We start from the raw sequence: 20292 nt of genomic DNA, 5'->3' as shown, positions 1-20292 counted from the left end.
ACCTCTGAGACTCGCTTCAGTTTCGAGGAGGAGTTCTCTGGACGATACGGTCCGCCGTTCGGCGACATCGTGTGTCATGAACGCAGGACGACCGAGGAAACGGGGGACGATAAATATAATTTGTATGACATTATAATTGGATGGCTGACATGAACTGGTTCTCGGCCGGCGCTGTTTACCTGGACCAGACGCGAAACCTAGAACTATCGGGCTACATCGACGACGTTGGCCGTCTCGTCGAACGTCAGTTGGACCTCGTCGTCTTCGAGAGAAGCGGTGATGATCACCTCAGCCGGGTCCGTCGAAACGAGTTCCATCTCGTGGGCATGTACGAGATCAAACCCTTGTCTCAGGCTCTCAGGATCGTTCGTATGGAACCTCGTCGAAATGTCGTGATTGTCGTAGAAGGCGATCACCGCCGGATGGAACAACGCGAGTTCTTTGGGTGACGCATTGCCGTGGTCCTTGCAGACCCGACACCGGAATCGAGCCCAGGCAGCGAATTTCGATCCGCAGTTCTCACAGACTTCTGCTCGATCGTGGTCCGGACAGCACTCGAGCCAACTCTCGACCGGTCCAGAGCAAGTCGGGCAGACCCCGTCGAACATGGACTGTAACGTCCGTAACGACGTGATGAGACTTGCAGCGCGTATCTCCTCGGCGGTTCGGTCGGCCAGACCCGCCGGCTCGAATTTCACCGCGTTCAGAAATCCATCGACGTTCGTGCGGCCGGGCGTCGGACCGTCACATTCGGTGCAGGACTGGAAGAGAAGCCCCTCCTCGTAGTGGATCGCCGTCGGCGCGCCACAGAGCGGACACGACTTGTCGATCTCTGTCGCCTCGTACGTCGAGTCCTGTATGCCCGCGCCGGAGACAATGGCCTGGACGAGCTTCAGGCCCGGCACCCGAAGTTCGTAGCCCCCGCGCTTTGCTCGCTGCTGAATGAACTGGCCCGTGAGTTGATCGAGATGATAGTTGAAGTTCCCCGGGTTGTCGTATTCGACTCGCTCGAACAGCGTGGAGAACGGCACCGCGTTGTCGTTGGCGTGTGGATCGTACTCCTCCCAGAGTGCGAGCAGGATTGCCAATCGTGTGTTGTCGCCGAGGAGGGCGAAGGCCTCGGTGGTTTGAGCGTTCGCTACCTCAACGGCTGCGTCTAGCGGGAACGCCTCGGACTCGGTGTCCGTCATTGATCGTTAACTCACGATCACGTCGTTAGACGGGATTTCACGTTCGGTACGGGTTCGCCCTGTTCGGAGGATGTACCCGATGGCCAGGTAAGCCAGGGCCTGTCCGGAGCTGATGGCGAAGGCCAGCTCCTGAGGGAAGAATCCCACCCTCGACGTGGTAAGCATGGTGGCGAATATGGCGAGTGGGACAAGTAACAGCAGGCCGAGCATCCGCGAATGGACGTCGGACCGCACGACCGCCACTGCGAACGTGAGGTATCCCGAAATCATCCCGATGGCAGCCATTGCGAGGAAGACAACGGCCCATGCGGGCGGGTCGGGCGAGATCAGCCCCGCAATCTCACCCAGGTTTGCAACGACGAATACGGAAAACGCCACTGCCCCGAGGACAGCACAGATCGCACCCACACGCGCTAGTTTCGGACTTCGATCACGGAGTGCTGGATACAAGCCGAGCAGTCCGAGGAATCCGAGGGCGAACCCACCCGGGCCGAACACGTTTTCGGCGCTCTCGTACTCGATTCCGGTAAACGCGTGAATTCCATTGAACGTGGCGTACCCAACTAACAGTGTGCCGGCGAAGAGGAACACCATCGGGCACCACCGTTCGAGCACTTTCCACTGTCGTCTAATATCTCGACCCATACGACCTGCACAAAGACAATCAAATTAGTTGTTTTGGCGATAGGCCATAGCCTCGAATTGCGAGACACAGGCATTGTATCCTACACAGCAGATACGGCAAGTACAGACTGGCTCGCTAGTTATCAGGAACGGAGAACGTGAGATGGCCGCCTCGCGTCTCAAAGGCCGATTCGTTCGTCAGGTGAACGCAAGCCTGCATCGCCATCGCTGTCTTGCGGTTTTCGTGTCTTCACATCAACGACCTGACCATGGGCACGTCTACCGCAACTCGCCTAATCCGAGCATCGCCACGCAGCCATGCGATTCCCTGGAGATATCGGGCTTCTTATGACTGATGGACCAATCGACGACCTCCCAATCATACCTGGCCCGACACGAGATCAACTATCCGACCGGCAGTTGGTTGACTACGAGGACCATCGCACACGGCTGGTGAAGTGGATGCTGCACCTGGAAAAGAACCCAGACGCTGGCGAGGGCTACACATTCCAGACCGTCCGTCGTCGGTGCTACAACACGGACATCTTCTACCGGAGGGTCTTATTTCAGTTAAACTGGCCGATTTGTACTACGAGGAGCGGGAAAGTGGACCAACGTCCCCTGTTTTTCCATGGCGCCGTTGCTGGCCTCAAATATTTCGAACCTCAATTAGACGGCCTTAGCAAAAATGTTCACACGGTGGGACTCAATTTTCGAGGACACGGGAGGGATTGCTGGACTGATCGGCGGCTACGACAGCGGCTCGATCGCGGAGCCAGGCGTCATCGAGCGCCCGTACAACCCGACGAGAATGGCGGCGATCAGCCACCATGCCCCAGCGCCGATGACGAGTGCGACCGGCAGTATTCCCTCCAGCACACCACCGGAGCCCTCTAGAACGCTCCCGACGTTGATCGCGGCGTGCATAACCACTGCCGGGATCACTGCGCCGTCCGTGACATTGGCGAGCGAACCGAGGACGGTAGACACGCCGAGGACAAACGTCGTATAATACACGAGGAACAGCGGGTCGAGGGTGAAATTCGGATGCCCGAGAAACAGGGGAAGGTGCCAGGTCCACCACAGAACCCCGACCGCAAGGCTCGCTGTCAGGACCGACATCCGCTCTTGGAACTGCGGTTGGAGGAATCCACGCCACCCGAACTCCTCGACGCCACCAAAGAGAAAGATATTGAGCAGGAAGAATCCGAATAGCAGGTGAAGCGGGGCCGGCGGCGAGTAGCGCACCGATCCGCCGCTGAGAGCGGCGATCGCCGGCTGGATTTCCCCGATGAGTACTGGAAGGAACACCGCACCGAAGTACAACCACAGAGGGAACCGCCACTGGAACACCCGGCCGAGCCACTCCCGAAGCGGGACATCGCTCGCCCAGACGACGAGTACCGCACCGATCGGGAGGCCCCACTGTCGGGGGAACGAGTTGATGTAGACCGGCAATGAGTCCCACCAGCCGAACGCATAGTACACCACGTCCCATACCCACGTCCAACCGAACACGACGAGGAGGAAGGCCGGAATCCGGTGTCGTTCAATGTGTGTTCGGAACATGGCGAGATCTGGAACGCGCTACCCTCACCGGAGAATTTTATTGGTCTGATACATAATTCCTGGCAGATTCTACACGGTGATGATCACTCGGGAGCGTTCGGAAGCTTTCATTCATTTCCCTCAGAAACGTTTACAGTCATTCTAGAGAGACGTCTAAGGGCCAGTGGTCTTTCTCCGATAGTCTAAACAATCGTATATAGCTACTACAGTCAAACCCTGTTCTAGACTCTCTCTCGTCGACCATAACTCCGATTTAGCCCTCTAGAAGCTTTACTGTCTGTTCAGTCAGTTGTTTTGCAAAACGTGATCGACAACAATATCTGGCCGTAATGGCGGGGTTAGCTGGGACTTCACTCGCTAATTGCACGGCTTTTGCGGATGAGACGGTTCTCGAAGCACCAATTGAACAGCAAAACGGTCAATCAGAGTATTATCGGTACGAGTACGAAAACGACGAAGTTCTGCGGGTGTCATTCAACACACAATCGGACACGCTGCATAGCAGAAGTATCCGAGCGTACATCGAACAGCCGAGCGACACCATTCTTGACAGCTATCGTTTCCGGTTCAAGCCAGACTCAACTAGTAATGCGTCTACCCCTATCTATCTTCAGCCTCCGCCAGTCATCGTGTTCAGATACGCTGATTCCATGCGAAGGCGAATGATTTGAGCCACTGATCAGCAGTTTCTGCATGAGCGTTGCTAAAGCAGTTTGAGAAAGAGGAGGTTCTACGCTTTATCTCACGAAAGACACGTTCGACACTGTTCCGATTTCCATGTCGTTCGCATCTGAAATCGAGGCCATGCCGTTGACAAGCATAGTTCAGCGCCTTATCGCCATCGACGAGAAACACGGCGTCATTGACGTCGTGTTTCTCGCACAATTCCGTGAAGAAGGAACGGACGATGACTTTGGTTCTAGTCGGTTCAAGCTTAGTATGGAGTAATTCGGTTGACTCCGGATCGACAGCAGCGTACAGCCAATACAGGTCATCGCCGAGTCGGATCACCGTCTCGTCAACCGCGACGTGATCCGGACTGCGACAGGAAGTGGGCTGTAAGTCAGCCTTGTGAACCCAGTCATGAACAGTCGATCGGGCCCAAGGACACTCGAAGAATACCTATATTTCCGAGCAGATTGAGAGTCGATGTACTCTGAGCGGCTATGGGGTCGACAAACGAATCAGAGACTCGAAGAAAGAGTCTGTCGATGCGCGAATCTCAGGCACTCTCGCGACGTGCGAGCGAGGGACCGATATAATTCCGTCCTCACGGTCGTCAAGAGAGGATCACTATTTTGAGCACGGCGAAAGTGGCCCACCGATCAGTCGCTTCGCCCGATATCGAGACTGAGGAACCGTTGGGAGGTGTCGGGCACGAGCCAACTCGGGACGACCCGAGTGAGAACGACCATCCCCGATAGTTCGACGAGCGTTTGGGTCACGACGACCGCCGGTGCGAGCGCGTACTCCGACGGCAACGCGAGTGCCAAGGGAAGGATTACCAGCGAGTTTCGCGTGACGGACGTGAACACGAGCGCACGGCTCTCTCCGACCTCCATGCCGAGCAAGCCAGCCGTGAGCCGCCCGAGCAGTGGCATGATCAGCAGAAAGGCAACGTAGATCGGGACGACAGCAGCAATTTGATCGATCGAATCCTGAACGCGAGGCAACTGGGAAGCGACGACGACGAACAGCGTCACACCCATCATCGGCACCGGTAACCATCCCATCGTGTTCTGCCACTCCTTACCGCGATTGGAGTGTTCAGCCCAATATTCGGTGACCCACGCGAGCGTCAGCGGCAGTGCGATAATCACGACGAATGCCTCGATGAACGGTCCAGCCTCGATGAACCCGGCTACCTGCTGACCCAGAAATAACCACAGGTACAGCGGAAGTACCAGCAACTGGATGAGCATCAGCGCCGGCGTCACGGCAGTAATTTGCTCTGAGTCACCGCCGGCAAGTTCCGTGAACGTGATGACGTAGTCGACACACGGCGTCAACAACACCATAAACACCCCAACGAGAATCACTGGCTCCTGCGGTAGAAACCGCGTGAGGCCGAACACGACGACCGGGACGACGACGAAATTCATTCCGAGGGCAGCCAGTATAAACCGGCCGTTCCGGAACGCACGCCGAATCCGAACGAACGGAATTTCCAGGAACGTGACGTACAATAGTACCGCCAGAACGGGATTGATGAGTGTTTCGAGAATCGTACTCGCGCTCGGTCGTCCGAGGCCAGTACCGATTGCGAGAAGCACGGCGAGGGCGTACAACGCGACCTGGTTGTGCTGAACCCGCTGTTTTGAGAGTCGTGTCATAAAGTAAGGGGTCGTCAGTGCGGTGACGTCAATCCTCCTTGGAAGCGGACCTTGGTGCGGGTGTAGAACGGCTCTTCGTAGTTGTCCCTCCCCAATCCAATTGGCGCTGGAAGTACAGCGCAACGTTGACCAACGCAAGCAACACCGGCACCTCGATCAGCGGGCCAACTACGGTCGTGAAGGCAATACCCGACCCGACACCGAAGACTGCGACCGCGACGGCGATTGCCAACTCGAAGTTGTTCGAAGCGGCAGTGAAGCCGATGGCGGTCGTTGTCGAGTAGTCTGCGCCGATCCCCCTCCCCATACCGAAGCTCACCAGGAACATCACTACGAAGTAGATCGTCAACGGTACGGCAATCAGGAGCACGTCTCCAGGTGACGCGACGATGTTCTCACCCTGTGTGGCGAACATTACGATCACAGTGAACAACAGTGCGACGAGTGTCAACGGATCGATTTTCGGAACGAGCACGTCATCGTACCAATCCTCACTCTTCACCCGGGTTCCGACGTAGCGAGTCAGGAACCCCCCGGCGAACGGAATTCCGAGGAAGATCACAATCGCCTGGAAAACCTGCATCGACGTGATGTTGAACGTCTCGATTCCGGCGACGAGGCTCTCCATCCCGAGCAGCGGTGGGAGGAATAGCCCGAAGAACCAGACGTACACACCGTAGGTCAGAATCTGGAAGAGGCTGTTGAACGCGACCAGCCCGGTGACGTACTCGGTCGAGCCCTCTGCGAGTTCGTTCCAGACGAGCACCATCGCAATGCACCGGGCCATCCCGATGAACACGAGGCCGAGGAAGTACTCGGGACGAGCGGGCAATCCGGGAACGAGCCCGCTGAAAAAGACCACTGCCAGTCCAAACATTAGGGTCGGCCCGATGAGCCAGTTCTGGACGAGACTCAATCCGAGGACGCGCCAGTTGCGAAACACGGTCGGGAGCTGGGAGTAGTCTGCCTTCGCAAGCGGCGGGTACATCATCAGAATCAGTCCGACCTCGACGAGGTGAAGATCCTGAATCGGCTGTGTCACCGACGGGGCGACGAACCCAAGTCCAACACCGACGGCCATCGCACCGAAGATCCAGACGGTGAGATACTTGTCGAGAAAATTCATCGACCGAGGGTCACCACAGCTTTTGCAATCACAGTTCGGTCCGTGTTCGTGGGCGACACTGTTACTCATCAGTGGTCATTCCGGTTTCCGACCAGTGATGCTCGCAGAAACGAGGAATTCGCTCACGTCGTATTCGTCGTCCCACTCGCGGATGAACTGGTCGCTATCATCTTTCGGAGAGATGTCGATTTGCTCGAACCCGGCGTCAGTAAGCATCTCATTCAGTCGGTCGATAGTTGATGCGCCTGCGACACAGGAGGCAACAGAGTCCGGATCGGCACGGATGTCCCGTGATACGTCGGCGGTCATGACGACATCCGAGATAGCGAGTCGTCCGCCCGGTCGAAGGATGCGGAAGGCCTCTCGGAAAACCTGTGGTTTGTTCGGGGAGAGGTTCACCACGCAATTCGAGATGATGACGTCGATACTGTCGTCGGCGACTGGCAGGTGCTCGATCTCCCCCAGCCGAAATTCGACGTTCTCACTTTCGTTCTTAGTAGCGTTCGCGCGGGCTTTCTCGACCATTTCCGGCGTCATATCGACCCCGATTACCTGACCTGCTTCACCGACTTCCTGCGCTGTGAGAAAGCAGTCGAAGCCAGCCCCAGATCCGAGATCCACGACAGTCTCACCCTCGGTGAGCGACGCGAGCGCTTGTGGGTTACCACAGCCGAGCCCGAGATTCGCCTCGCCGTCGATGCTCTCGACGTCAGCTGTCGAGTAGCCGAGTTGCGTTGCCGTCTCGGCAGTATCTCCCGTACCAGAAGCATCCTCGGTGCAACACCCGTCCGAGGTGCTGCAACCACGTTCCTTTGCCTCGGTTTCCGTCGCAATCCTGGCGTATCGATCACGAACAACACGCCGTTGTGTCGCCGGATCAAGGGGCTCGTCGGACTTCGCCTGCGCTGAATCAGACATCTTCGTTCACCTCCTGTTCGACCTCGTCGAAGAGGTCTCGAATTCGCTGTCGGATCTCCTCACGGATTTCACGAACCTCGTCGAGATCCTTTCCATCGGGGTCATCAAGTGCCCAGTCTCGAACATCGACCGTCGGGTCGTCTGTCTCAAGGTCGAGCGTCGAGCAACCCATCGTCGCCACGTAATCACAAGAGTTCAGTTCAGCTGTCGTGATCTCACGTGGCGTTCGGTCAGACAGGTCGAACCCGTCTCCTTCCATCACTTCAACGGCGATGTCGTGGACGTGATCTGCCGGGTGCGTTCCACCAGTTAGAATCTCTACCTCGTCATCAAGACCTCTGTCTCGCCGTTCTTGCTCGGCAAACGCGGTTGCCATCTGACTGCGGCCAGCGTTCTGTACGCACGTAAACGCCACGCGAACGGCAGGCGAATTCATTTGGATGCCTCCCGGGTTTGATCGAGCGCCGTAAGGAGTCCAGTTGCTCGGTCGGTCGCTTCGTAGTAGCGCCAGGTGCCATCTTTGCGTCGGGTCACGAGGCCAGCGTCGGAGAGGTCGGAGAGCGCGTGGCTCACCGCACTGTCACTAACATCGACGACGGGCGTAATTTCGCAGACGCACAGTTCCCGCCCAGCAGCGGCGAGAAGTCGAACGATTGTGTATCGAGTATCGTTACTGAGGGTCTTGAGTGCCGCTTGGTCCCGTGCAGTATCTGATGGGAGGTCCGTAACGTGCCGTTCGAGCGTCTCGATGTGGGCGTCGATATCGTCGGCACAGCATTCGCCTTCTTGATCCGTTATCAGCCGCTCAAGTCGTTCTGACTGCTGACTCATAGATGAATGTATGAACAACTCTTCAGATAAGCCTTCTGGAAATCTCGTCCCCAAAATCAGGACAGAGGTGTACAGAGAAGGTGGTTTGACAGAGTAACGGTACTCCGGTGACCACTCACAAGCGTCGCTGCAGGGCAGTTCGTTCTCGTCGATGTTCGCCGACAGACACCCACAGGTACAGAAGTAGCTAGGTGAGCCACAGTTGGCTGTGCAGTCGCGCACGCAGATGGGCACGTGATCGAAAATACGTAAGCCACAATGCACACACGTCTCGTCGAAGCAGGAAGCACGCCCGAAAGGAACGGAAGCCTCGGCCTCAAGGAGTCACCGAAACCGGCGAGTAGGCCCGGGTAGTTCATCCCCTCATCGCTGATGAGGATCGGAGATTCTTCTAACAGTTCGTCGCGGTCGTATCCGACACGTTCTGCGAACTCGTCGGAAATTCAACCGAGAATGCGCTGGAGTTCCTGCTCGTGTTCATACCGACTGATTAGCTCCACGTGGCGTATTCGGTAAAGTGGTTAGAAGTTGCGTTCAGCCGTTGACCATTGATTCGTCTCGTCGAGGTGGGCCGTTCGTGCTGGTAGGCGAACCGATCGTTCTCAGACCGTTGCCGTACGCTGGGATCTATCTGTCTGCCTGATCCGGGTCGACGTCTGATGTCTTGGGCAGGGAGAACTTGACCGGCGGGGATTAACGCTGTCGCTTCTCATTCGCAGGAGGTACGCGCGCTTAACTCGACTGGAGTTGAGAAGGATAGTAGCGACGAAACATGGGAGTTGACCAAAGCTACGAAATCGAGCAGGAAGTGGTCGATGCGATCAGTTCGCTCGGGAACGCCCATCGGCTGGAAATACTACTGGCATTGGATAAGGTGGATCAAGAGCATCAAAAGCCGTGGCACACAATGAGCTTTACTGAACTGTACAACGCAGTAAACGTCGATAGTTCGTCCCAGTTTTCGTATCACCTCGATCGTCTCGACGGCCAGTTCGTTCGCGAAACGCCCGACGGATACCGGCTCACGTATAGCGGTCACAAAATCGTTCGTGCGATCCTCTCTGATCTGTACGAGAGCACGTCGACGTTCGATGATAGAGACGTCGCCGGCGTTTGTTTGTCCTGTGAAGAAGCGTCACTTCTAGCGACGCTCGACGCCGAACAATTTCGTATTCGCTGCACGTCGTGTGAGGCGATTCTCGTAACCGATTTCTTTCCACAGAGTCAAACTCGAGGTCGAACGTCGGCAGAAATCATCGAAAGTTTCGGGTATCGAATCTGGAGTATGTACGTTCAACTCCGAGGGGGCATTTGTCCGGAGTGCTTCGGTCCTATCGATACAGATGTTGACGTGTACGAGTACGATGGAAAATCGATCTATCTCCACGTCAACTCGTGTCGGGAATGTCGGCACAGAATTTCGCTACCGATCGAAGTCGCGGTCGCGTTTCACCCAGCAGTCCGCTATCTGTTTTGGAAACACGATATTTCCCTACTGGACGTGCCACTGTGGGAATTTTTCGAGTATCTCACAGCGGGTGTCATCGTGACTGATATCGTCTCCGATGACCCGTTTGTCGCTTCGTTCGAAATTACACTGGCCGATGAAAGTCTTTCTTTCACGATGGATGATACGACGACGGTCTCACTCGGACAGCCCGATGACACTATATCCACTACCTAGATGACCACTCGTGTGGAATCCCATCCTTATTCTGCGGGTAGAAGCTACGAGGATGCGAGAGCGCTCTCAAACATCTTTGAGTAAATCTATTGTCAATATGTAAACTAAACAACAATACTTATGCTATTTCGATGAAAACAATCACCAATGACGTTTGTCAGGGTAACCGGACGCGGCACTGTGATGTTTTCGAGGTGGCACGATGGGCGCGATTGAAATCGACGGGTTGACGAAACAATTCGGTGACGTCGTTGCAGTCGATGATCTCGACCTCCGGATCGAGGAGGGCGAAATCTTCGGGTTTCTCGGGCCGAACGGTGCTGGCAAGTCCACAACGATCGATATCTTATTGGACTTTATCAGGCCGACCGAGGGGATAGTGACCGTTCTCGGTCACAATGCACAGACAGAAGGAAAAGCCGTCCGGCAACGAACGGGTGTTCTCCCGGACGCTTACCACGTATACGATCGGCTCACCGGTCTCCAACACCTCGAGTTCGCACTGGAGATGAAGGGTGTGGACGAAGATCCGATAGCGCTTCTCGAGCGGGTGCGAATTGCCGATGCCGCATACCGAAAAGCAGGTGGCTACTCGAAGGGGATGCGTCAGCGACTCGTTCTTGCGATGGCACTCATCGGTGATCCGGACCTCCTCATCCTCGACGAACCATCGACAGGATTGGATCCAAACGGGGCCCGTGAGATGCGCGAGATAATTCGAGCGGAGAACGATCGCGGGACGACGGTCTTTTTCTCCAGTCACGTCATGGAGCAAGTTGAGGCGGTCTGCGATCGCGTGGCGATCATAAATCGGGGGGAACTCGTCGCCGTCGATACGATCGACGGCCTCCGTGACGCCACGGAAACGGGGGAAACCCTGTATGTCTCCGTCGCTGACCTCACCGACGAGATCGTGGCGCACGTATCTGAACTCGACGGTGTCGGACGTGCAACAGCCGCTGATGGACGGCTTCGGGTTATCGTTGATGGCGTCTCGAAGTTCGACGTGTTGCGTGCAATCGACGCCGACGTGGTGCCCATCCAAGATTTCTCGGTCGTTGAATCCTCGCTCGAGGATCTGTTCGTCCGCTATACTGCCGACGAACCAGGGGCTGAAATATGACCTGGATGACTGTTGCAAAAAAGGACTTCCGAGACGCCGTGCAGTCGCGGGCATTGTGGGCGCTCGTTACGGTATTCGTCCTGCTATCGGTGATATCGTCGTACGCGTACGTCGAGGTCCCCGAGATGTTCGGCGAACCAGCGGGAGCGACGTTCGGCGGCCTGCTCTTTTTTAGCGTCGGTCTCATCGGGTTGTTCGTCCCGCTTGCAGCCATCGTCGTCTGTTACAAGTCGCTCGCTGGAGAACGTGAGATTGGGAGTATCAAACTTCTGCTCTCGTTACCGACTACCCGATTGCACGTTTTCGTTGGCAAAGTCGTTGGCCGAGCAGCAGTGCTCTCGTTCGGTCTGAGTGTCGGGATCGTACTCGGACTCGGATTCGGATCGATGTTGCTCGGCGAGATCAATGCGCTGGCTATGCTGGTGTTCGTCCTCGTTACATTGTCGTTCGCGGCCGTGTATGCGGGTATCATGGTGGGACTTTCGGCGACGACAGGTTCCACGTCACGGGCGACGACGCTCGCGCTCGGCTTTTTCGTAATCTTCGAGTTATTCTGGGATGTTGTCCCGATGGGGATACTCTACATCGTCGAAGGCTTTACGCTCCCGACCGAAATACCCGATTGGATGTTTCTCGTTACCCAGCTCTCGCCGTCCGCAGCGTACTTTACGTCGATCGTTGCACTCTTGCCTGATCTCGCGGACACAGTCGGTGCTGCTCCGGCCCAGACCGGCGGCGGTGTCGAAATAACGCCCGCTGACGCCGACCCGTTCTACGTGACTCCAGCAGTCGGTCTCATTGTACTCCTCTTCTGGCTCGTCGTCCCGTTTGTTGTCGGATACTACCGATTCAACAGTGCGGATATCTGACACCATAGGGCATCGGTTGGGACCGCGTCGTAATCAGGCCGATTCACTGTTGCACGCGCTGTTGCACCATCGATTTCGAGCCGAGAAGTTGCTTGTGCGCAATCAATATGCCGTGACGGCATAGCGATGGGTTTGGAATGAACGCAGGTACCCGACCGACGCTGTGTCTGTGGTGGAAGCGCTAGCTGGGTATAGCATCCGCCTCACGCGTGATAGAGAGTCGAGAACCCCGGGAATGGACTTACCGACAGCCAGCCCGAGGCACACCGGATAGCCCACGAACGAGGTTATTTCGACAGTCCGCAGTAGGCATTATTCGAGGAGGGTGCCCAGAACCGATATGTCTCCACCCACGGTGTCTGAACGACTGCGTCGGGCACAAATTCAACTCATCGAGAAGACAGGGCGGTCTCCAAACTACCCTGGTGATCCCCGGTAACCGCACCCGAGATACGTGTGATGGCGGCGGCGACTGTCGCGAGGAGCACACACCGCTGTCCCCTCGAGGAGAGGACCGTACATTATTGCGATTCCTCGCGCTCGAGTTTCGCACGACGCTCTTCGAACTCCGCTTCGGAGAGATCACCGCGGGCGTACGCGACGCGGAGTTCCTCGAGTGCTCGATCGCTGGTCGGCGATGGCCCGGCACCGCCGGCGAGGCCGCGATAGAGAAGGTACCCGATGCCGAGGAGGACGAGAAGCCAGACGAGCAGCATCCCGATAGCCCAGATCAGTGATAATCCACCGGTCATGCTACCGCTCCACCACCAGCCCATCAGTCCCATCATCGGTATTGCGACGATCAGCATCACCAGCGGGAAGAGGACGATCACGGCCAGAACGATCAGGACGAGTCGAGGCCACCCGTCTGTGGTGCGTTCCGTGGACATAGCGCATCACTATTGTCTGGTAGCGTCTACGCACAAAAAGGCAATCTCCGGACGGACTCGCGCGAGATTCGACGGAGGACCGGTCGGATCAGGGACCAGTATGGATCGACGGCAAGCCCGAACGAGTCGACGGTGTGAGTCCGCATGCTGACGACGGGCGGTTCGTCCGCGGCCGCTGGCCGCACGAGTCCCGCGTCGCAACTGTGGGGACCCCGAACCGCCCGACGAACTGCCGCCGATCGTCCCGGGTCCTGCTCACTCGGAGGGCGTAGCTTCATCCGCGCACGATGTCGACGAGCCGCTGGGTGGGCCCGGTCGACTGCTGAGTTGGGTCTTCGATTGCTTCCTCGAAGCCGTCGCTTTTCTCCCGTTGCATCGCACACGCACCGCACGTTTCCTGGGTGAAGAGGAGTATCTGGGCCACGATCGAGTCCACGGTGTTGGGTCGTATCTACATTCGTACCCAAAACCATAACCTGCGGAGGGCCCGAAGCTTCGATTCAAACGCTGCTCTTCGGCAGTGACGAGTGACCACACGAAACGGAATCGGCTCTCCGAGTCCACGGGCTGGCCCATCGCTGCGTGCTCGACGTGGTATGGAGACTGCACGAGGGCGTTCCGATGAACGTCGTCCGCCTCGTCGGTGAGGTCGCTTCGAGCGTCTACAGTTCGTGTCCCGCCTATTGCGCCACCCTCTGTGGCACCGAATCTATCCTCTCGTGAGTACCGTGTGGCGGCGACTGTCCTGACGAGCAGAAAACGGTAATAGCAGTGTCGAGTTGCCGGCGGAGCCGTCGCGAATCAGTCCGCGGATGCGGCATCGATTTCGTCTGCGACGGCCGAAAGCGCGCGATCGAACCGGTCGCGGACTTCGGTTGCGATCGAGTCGAGTTCGGCGTTGTCCGCGACGCCGACGAGCCGATTCGGGTCGACTGCGCTGACCACGACGGTGCCGTCGTCAGTTTCGTAAACGATGACGTTACAGGGGAGAAGAGCACCGAGTTCGATCTCTTCCGAGAGTCCCTCGTGTGCAAGACCCGGGTTACACGCGCCGAGAATTCTGTACTTGCGAAACTCCTCGCCGAGTTTCTTCTCGAGCGTCGCCTGCACGTCGATATCGCAGAGGACGCCGAACCCCTCCTCGTCGAGCGCAGCGACTGTCGCGTCGACGACGTCTTCGAAGCTACCGGACACGGACTGTTGTATTGTATAATCCATGCAATCCACTATTTCGCGGAGAGGCTTAACGCTGGGGTTCGACGACGCATTCGCCGCGAGGTGACAGCGATCGTCGACCAGCGATCAACGCAGCCGGCCGAGCAGTTTGTAGTCTCGATCGGGGGTGTACCGCCTGAATAGGAGACTGTTCGTAAGCACCGAGACCGAGGAGAACGCCATCGCACCGGCTGCCAGCACGGGCTGGAGCAGACCGAGCGACGCGAGTGGGATCATCGCCGTATTGTATCCGAGCGCCCACACGAGGTTCTGCTTGATTTTGGCGAGCGTCGCGTCCGAGATGCGGATGGCCTTGACCACGTCCAGCGGGTCATCACGCATCAGGGTGACGTCTGCCGCCTCGATGGCGACGTCCGTCCCCGATCCGATGGCCGTGCCAACGTACGCGACGGCGAGCGCGGGTGCGTCGTTGACGCCGTCGCCGACCATCATCGCCTGACGGCCGTCGTTCTGGATCGCTTCGACGGCGTCCGATTTGTCTTCGGGCAGGACCTCGGCGCGGACGTTCTCGGGGTCGATACCGACCTGTTCAGCGACGGAGCGAGCGGTCCGCTCGTTGTCGCCCGTTATCATCATCACGTCGACCCCGCGCGTCTGTAGATCCCTCACCGCATCTTTGGCGCTCTCTTTGACCGTGTCGGCGTCGGCGACGACGCCGATGAGTTCCCCCTCGGTGGAGTCGGCCGGCACGCGAGCGACGAGCATGGCGGTTTTGCCTTCGTTCTCGAGGCGTTCCATCGTTTCTGCGGCGGGCGAGGGATCGATGTCGTTGTCACGGAGCAACTTGCGGTTCCCGACGAGCACCTCGCTCCCCTCGACCGTGGCGCGGATACCGTGTCCGGGGACGTTTTCGAAGTCACCGGGGTCCGTCACGTCGATGCCGCGGTCTTTTGCGCCGTCGACGATGGCTCGCGCGAGCGGGTGTTCGCTACCGCTTTCGGCCGTCGCAGCCAGCCGAAGGACGTCGTCTTCGCTGAGGCGGTCACGGATGGTCACTGCGCCGCCGTCGGGTCGCTCGTCCGACGGGGACCCGGTCGCTTCGCTCGCGGAACCGCCGTCGGCGACCGGCTGTCCGTCGTCGAACACGACGACGTCGGTCAACTCCATCTCGCCTTTCGTGAGCGTTCCCGTTTTATCGAAGACGACCGTATCGACATCCTTCGCGCGTTCGAGCACGTCGCCGCCCTTGAACAGTACGCCGTTCTGTGCGCCGATGGTAGTCCCGACCATGGTCGCGGCCGGCGTCGCCAATCCCAGTGCGCAGGGGCACGCGATCAGCACCGACGACGCGAAGACGATGACGGCAAATTCGAACACCGAAACCGCGCCGCCGGCGACACCGGGACCACCCGCGACGAGCCCCCAGAGCGGGAGCCAGTCGACGAATCCAGCGAGTGCCTGGGGGAACAGGAACCAGGCGGTCCCCCAGAGAAGGGCGTTCGCGATGACGGCCGGGACGAAGTACGCCGAAATGCGATCCGCGAGATTCTGGATGTCCGGTTGACGGGACTGGGCCTCCTTGACCGTCTGGACGATCTGCTGGAGGGCAGTGTCCTCTCCGACTTTCGTCGCTTCGACGACGAGGACGCCGTTCTCGTTTATCGTCGAGCCGACTACCTCGTCGCCTTCTCCTTTCTCGACGGGGACGGACTCGCCGGTGACCATCGACTCGTCGACTGCGCTTTGGCCCTCCACGACGACCCCGTCGGTCGGAATCTTTTCGCCGGGGCGAACCTTCATCCGGTCGCCGGTTCGGACGTCCTCGAGCGGAACGGTCTCTTCGTTGCCGTCCTCGTCGACGACGGTGGCCGTCTCGGCTTCCATTTCGAGGAGCTTCCGGAGCGCCTCGCCGGCCTGTCCTTTCGAGCGGGCCTCGAGGTAGTTTCCGAGCGTGATGAACACGAGGATCAGCGCCGCCGTGTCGAAGTACATGCCGCCGGCGATCAGCCCCGAGAGCACCGTAACGGAATAGACGTACGCGGTGGTCGATCCAAGCGCAATGAGGACGTCCATGTTGGCGCGGCCGTTCGTGACGAGCGCCTTGTAGGAGTTCTTGTAGAACGGCCACCCGAGGACGAACTGGACGGGCGTCGCAAGCAGGAACTCGACCCACCCGAACTCGACGCCGAACACCGTCTCCGGGACGATGCCGCCGCCAAGCAGCAACTTCTCGACGAGGAAGAACAGGAGCGGTGCCGAGAGCGCCGCACCGAACAGGGTCAGTCGCAGTTGTCGCTGGATCTCTTCTTGGCGGGCGGCCTCGCGAGCGTCGTCCTCCGACGCCCCCTCTGAATCGCCGGCCTCACGGACGGGCGCATAGCCCGCATCCTCGATGGCGTCGTAGAAGTCCGTGACCGTTGCTTCGGCCGGATTGTACGAAACCTGTGCTTCGTCAGTCGCAAAGTTGACGTCGGCCCGGACGACGCCCGACGTTTCTTCGAGCGCCTCCTGGACCGTTTCGGAACAGTTCGCACACGACATATCGGTGATGCCTATCGTCACCGAGTCCGTGACCGGCGAGTATCCGGCGTCTTCGATTGCGCCGTATATCTGGTCCAACGAGACCTCGTCCGGGTCGTACTCCACGCTCCCCTCGTCGGTCGCGAAGTTGATGTTCGCCTCCGAGACCCCCTCGAGGGACTCGACGCCGTCGGCGATAGTCTGCGAGCAGTTCGCGCAACTCATCCCCTGGATGTCGACGTGACTTCGGCGCTGACTCATTACGTGTATATACGGACCGCTTATTCAATCGGTTTGCCCTTTCGATTACTTCCCATAGGTGCAAGTAGACTTTCGATTCAAAAGTGAATCGCCAGTGGCACCCTTACTCATGCACCCACTTCTCGGAGTCGTCCGTTAGTCATCCAGGTGTACCCGCTTGCTTCCACACTCGGGACACACGAGGTCATCACCGTCCGTATCGACGTATTTCCGCTCGACTTCGTAGTCGCAATCTTCGCACTCGTACCGAACGGTTTCTTTGAGCATTTCGAATTTTTGTAGGGTGAGTGTTATTGTATCCGGTAGTTCTCCGACACTTCAGCGACAATTCGTGCATTGGTTTCCGGATGAATTCGTCTTTTTCGCATTCGTCCGATACAGCTCACCGTGTATTGTCTCGACAACGGTCGGTCTCCTCGACCGGTCGTCAGCCGGTATCGACTCTTCGCCCGTGTCGACGAGGACGTCCTCGATCCAGAAGGCGGACACAACGGATAGATCTCCAGTTCTGCCCGGCAAGGCGAACGTTGGTCCCTCTCGACGACCTGACTCGCTCGAGACGCGCCTGTGGCCGGCCGGAACGAGACGGAGCTGGTGCGATCCCGAAGACCGAAGCAGTCAGTAGATAAGTTCGCCGGAGATGAATTTCCGCGTTCGGTCTTCGGACGGATTCTCGAAGATCTGCTCCGTCGGCCCGACTTCGGTGAGACGGTGGTCGAGTAACACTGCAACGCGATCGGCTACGCGCTCTGCCTGGTGCATATCGTGGGTCGCGATGACGATTCCGATTCCCCGCTCGCGCGCCTCGCCTATCGCGTCCTCGATGACCGCCGTGTTTCTCGGGTCCAGGTCAGACGTCGGCTCATCGAGGAGGAGCACGTCCGGTTCGTACGCCAGGGCTCGAGCGAACGACACGCGCTGGGCTTCCCCGCCCGACAGCGACGACGTCTGCTGCTCGAGGTCGTTCGCAAGCCCAACGACTTCGAGTGACTCCCGAACGGCGTCGGCCGTGCCATTGGAGCGAACGGCGGATCGGAGACTGTCGCGGAGTCGCGTCGACCACGATCGACGCACTCGGAGCCCGTATTCCACGTTTCGTTCGACCGATGCGTCGAACAGGCTCGCATCCTGAAACACCATTCCGATTCGCCGCCGCATCGAGAGTCGCTCGGCGTCGTCGACGGCCCACGCGTCTGTTCCGTCGAGTTCGACGGTCCCCTCCTCGGGTTCGAGAGAAAGGGCTAAAATGCGAAGTAACGTCGTTTTCCCGACGCCCGAGGGGCCGATAACGGCGACTACCTCGCCGGGGTCGACCGAGAGCGACACGTCCCGCAGCACCTGTTCGGTTCCGTACGAAAGCGAGACGTCCGCAGCTCGGATCACTGCCGAACGGGTCATCACCGTTGCACCCCTTGGTCGCCGAGGCGAACGACCACCGCGTTGACGAGCAAGACGAGGATAAACAGTATCCCGCCGAGAACCATCGCCGTCTCGTATCGGCCCTGACGGGCCTCGAGCGAGATGGCGGTCGTCAGCGTTCGGGTTTTCGAGACGCCATCCGCCCCGGCGATGTTCCCGCCGACGATGAGAACGGAGCCGACTTCGCTGATCGCACGTCCGAATCCGGCAAGCACCGCCGTCGCGATCCCGTAGCGAGCTTCCTTGATTGTCACGAGCGCGACGTCAACGCGAGTCCCCCCGAGAGCGTGGGCGGCGTCGCGAACGTTCTGATCGACGCCGGCAATCGCTGCGAGGCTGATGGCGGTTATCGGCGGCGTCGCGAGGACGAACTGCGACATGATCATCGCCCGCTTCGTGAACACGAGTTCGAACTCGCCGAGCGGACCCTGATTCGAGACGAGAAACAGGACCAGTAACCCGACGACCACGCTCGGGAAGCCCATTCCCGTGTTGATGACCGACGTGAGAAACCGCTTTCCCGGGAACCTGGAAAATCCCACGATCAGCGCGATTGGCAGGCTCACGGCGGCGCTCAACAGGACGGCGATAACGCTGACGTACAACGAGACGACGATGATGCTCCGAACGTACACCGTATCGAAAGGGATGTCCACGAGGAACGGCGTCGCGACGGGTGTGAGCGTACCGACAAGCACGGTTACCTGTCTGAGTTAGTCCCACTCCAGCCTTCCGGAACGTACTGCTGGAAGTTCGGTTCCTCGGAGAGGGCACGGGGGAAGAACAACTGCTCCCCGTTCGCTTCGTAATTTTCGATGAGGTCCTGTGCCTGCGGACTCGTGAGATACCCGATGTAGGCCATCGCCAGGTCGTAATTGACGTTCTCGTGAACTGCCGGATTGACCGCGATGACCCCGTACGGATTGGCGAGGAGTTCCGGACCGCCCTCGATCGGTCCCTGAACGAGGATCGTGAGGTCGATCTCGGATCGCTGCGAGAGGAAGGTTCCCCGGTCCGAGAGAGTGTACGCGCTCTGTTGGTTGGCAATATTCAACACCTCGCCCATTCCCTGACCGGTTTCCTGATACCAGTCACCGCCCGGTTCGACGCCGGCCTGGTCCCAGACGATGAGTTCCTTGGTGTGCGTTCCGGAGTTGTCCCCTCGAGAGACGAACGCCGCCTGTGAATCCGCGATCGTTGCGAACGCGTCGGCCGCCGAACTCGTGCCCTGGATGCCGGCTGGATCGGACTCCGGTCCGACGATGACGAAGTCGTTGAACATGAGGTCGCGACGGTTCACGCCGTATCCCTCGCGCATGAATTCGTCCTCCAGCGATCGGGCGTGTACCATCACGACGTCCGAATCACCGTTCCGTGCCGTCTCGAGGGCTGCCCCGGTCCCCTTTGCGACGGAGTCGACCGTTACACCGTACATGTCCTGAAATGGCACGTTGAGTTCGCCAAGTAAGCCTGTATCGTACGTACTCGTCGTCGTCGTCAACGTCAGCGTCTCGCCGGCGACGGTCGGATTCCCATCGTCCGTTTTCCCGGTCAACCCCGAGCAGCCCGCGAGTCCGGCGAGCGCACCTGTCCCCACAGCTGCGACGAACCGTCGTCGTTGTATCGCCATGGGAACATCGATGGAAAGGCTCCACAAATACCTTTGCATGCAGGTCGAACCGAATCTTCGAGTGAGGACTCGGCAATCGATCCGCGTTCTGTGGTTGTCGCGCTCGGTGGATTCGATGCAAACGAACTT

18 protein-coding genes and 1 pseudogene are annotated in these 20292 nt (G+C 58.5%); 3 read left to right on the top strand and 16 right to left on the bottom strand.

Going from position 1 to position 20292, the window contains the following annotated elements; all coding sequences use genetic code 11:
- Positions 1-203: 203 nt before the first annotated feature.
- From HYG82_RS41635 to HYG82_RS41595, 9 genes and pseudogenes are all read right to left on the bottom strand, one after another.
- Positions 204-1190 (bottom strand): helix-turn-helix transcriptional regulator, encoded by a 987-nt coding sequence (locus HYG82_RS41635; RefSeq protein ID WP_179264218.1) that lies wholly within the window; start codon positions 1188-1190, stop codon positions 204-206.
- Between the two features lie 6 nt (positions 1191-1196).
- A complete protein-coding gene (locus HYG82_RS41630; RefSeq protein WP_179264216.1) occupies positions 1197-1835 on the bottom strand; it encodes a hypothetical protein in 639 nt (212 codons plus the stop codon).
- A gap of 729 nt (positions 1836-2564) precedes the next feature.
- The gene (locus HYG82_RS41625; protein WP_179264214.1) at positions 2565-3383 is read right to left on the bottom strand and encodes a CPBP family intramembrane glutamic endopeptidase; all 819 of its coding nucleotides are present in this window, start codon (positions 3381-3383) and stop codon (positions 2565-2567) included.
- Positions 3384-4016: 633 nt separating this feature from the next.
- Positions 4017-4484: pseudogene (locus HYG82_RS41620) on the bottom strand (IS6 family transposase); the annotation flags it as partial.
- 224 nt (positions 4485-4708) lie between these two features.
- Entirely contained in the window at positions 4709-5716 is a 1008-nt protein-coding gene (locus HYG82_RS41615) for an arsenic resistance protein (protein WP_179264212.1), read from the bottom strand.
- Between the two features lie 28 nt (positions 5717-5744).
- Complete coding sequence (arsB, locus tag HYG82_RS41610) at positions 5745-6911, bottom strand: ACR3 family arsenite efflux transporter (protein WP_179264210.1); 1167 nt, start codon at positions 6909-6911, stop codon at positions 5745-5747.
- 6 nt (positions 6912-6917) lie between these two features.
- Positions 6918-7760, bottom strand: a complete 843-nt coding sequence (gene arsM, locus HYG82_RS41605; RefSeq protein WP_179264208.1) for an arsenite methyltransferase — start codon at positions 7758-7760, stop codon at positions 6918-6920.
- Positions 7753-8196 carry a low molecular weight phosphatase family protein gene (locus HYG82_RS41600; protein WP_179264206.1) on the bottom strand — a complete coding sequence of 148 codons (444 nt, stop codon included), beginning with the start codon at positions 8194-8196 and terminating at the stop codon, positions 7753-7755. The genes arsM and HYG82_RS41600 overlap by 8 nt, the downstream gene beginning before the upstream one ends.
- Positions 8193-8591, bottom strand: coding sequence for an ArsR/SmtB family transcription factor (locus HYG82_RS41595; RefSeq protein ID WP_179264204.1), 399 nt, complete (start codon positions 8589-8591; stop codon positions 8193-8195). Before HYG82_RS41595 ends, HYG82_RS41600 begins: the two co-directional genes overlap by 4 nt.
- Before the next feature lie 772 nt (positions 8592-9363).
- Here HYG82_RS41595 and HYG82_RS41590 point away from each other — a divergent pair.
- The 3 genes from HYG82_RS41590 (at position 9364) to HYG82_RS41580 (ending at position 12267) form a co-directional block, all read left to right on the top strand.
- On the top strand, positions 9364-10275 hold the full coding sequence (locus HYG82_RS41590; RefSeq protein ID WP_179264202.1) for an ArsR/SmtB family transcription factor: 912 nt from the start codon (positions 9364-9366) through the stop codon (positions 10273-10275).
- A gap of 202 nt (positions 10276-10477) precedes the next feature.
- Positions 10478-11398 (top strand): ABC transporter ATP-binding protein, encoded by a 921-nt coding sequence (locus HYG82_RS41585; RefSeq protein WP_179264199.1) that lies wholly within the window; start codon positions 10478-10480, stop codon positions 11396-11398.
- Positions 11395-12267: an ABC transporter permease subunit gene (locus HYG82_RS41580; protein ID WP_179264198.1), complete on the top strand. Its 873-nt coding sequence runs from the start codon at positions 11395-11397 to the stop codon at positions 12265-12267. Before HYG82_RS41585 ends, HYG82_RS41580 begins: the two co-directional genes overlap by 4 nt.
- Before the next feature lie 521 nt (positions 12268-12788).
- On the opposite strand, the gene HYG82_RS41575 is transcribed toward HYG82_RS41580, so the two are convergent.
- The 7 genes from HYG82_RS41575 to HYG82_RS41545 all read right to left on the bottom strand — a co-directional run bounded on the left by HYG82_RS41575 (position 12789) and on the right by HYG82_RS41545 (position 20163).
- Positions 12789-13157: an SHOCT domain-containing protein gene (locus tag HYG82_RS41575; RefSeq protein ID WP_179264196.1), complete on the bottom strand. Its 369-nt coding sequence runs from the start codon at positions 13155-13157 to the stop codon at positions 12789-12791.
- A 274-nt stretch (positions 13158-13431) separates the two neighbouring features.
- Complete coding sequence (locus HYG82_RS41570; RefSeq protein WP_179264194.1) at positions 13432-13581, bottom strand: hypothetical protein; 150 nt, start codon at positions 13579-13581, stop codon at positions 13432-13434.
- A gap of 377 nt (positions 13582-13958) precedes the next feature.
- Positions 13959-14375, bottom strand: coding sequence for a DUF302 domain-containing protein (locus HYG82_RS41565; protein WP_179264192.1), 417 nt, complete (start codon positions 14373-14375; stop codon positions 13959-13961).
- Between the two features lie 84 nt (positions 14376-14459).
- On the bottom strand, positions 14460-17114 hold the full coding sequence (locus tag HYG82_RS41560; RefSeq protein ID WP_179264190.1) for a heavy metal translocating P-type ATPase: 2655 nt from the start codon (positions 17112-17114) through the stop codon (positions 14460-14462).
- Between the two features lie 618 nt (positions 17115-17732).
- Positions 17733-18497 (bottom strand): ABC transporter ATP-binding protein, encoded by a 765-nt coding sequence (locus tag HYG82_RS41555; protein WP_179264686.1) that lies wholly within the window; start codon positions 18495-18497, stop codon positions 17733-17735.
- Positions 18498-18511: 14 nt separating this feature from the next.
- Positions 18512-19231, bottom strand: a complete 720-nt coding sequence (locus HYG82_RS41550; protein ID WP_179264188.1) for an ABC transporter permease — start codon at positions 19229-19231, stop codon at positions 18512-18514.
- Positions 19232-19233: 2 nt separating this feature from the next.
- A complete protein-coding gene (locus HYG82_RS41545) occupies positions 19234-20163 on the bottom strand; it encodes an ABC transporter substrate-binding protein (protein ID WP_179264187.1) in 930 nt (309 codons plus the stop codon).
- Between the last annotated feature and the right edge of the window lie 129 nt (positions 20164-20292).

The sequence above is a fragment of the Natrinema halophilum genome (assembly GCF_013402815.2).
GTDB lineage: Archaea > Halobacteriota > Halobacteria > Halobacteriales > Natrialbaceae > Natrinema > Natrinema halophilum.
The sequence above is the reverse complement of the archived record's forward strand: the minus strand, read 5'-3'. Positions and strand labels throughout refer to the sequence as shown.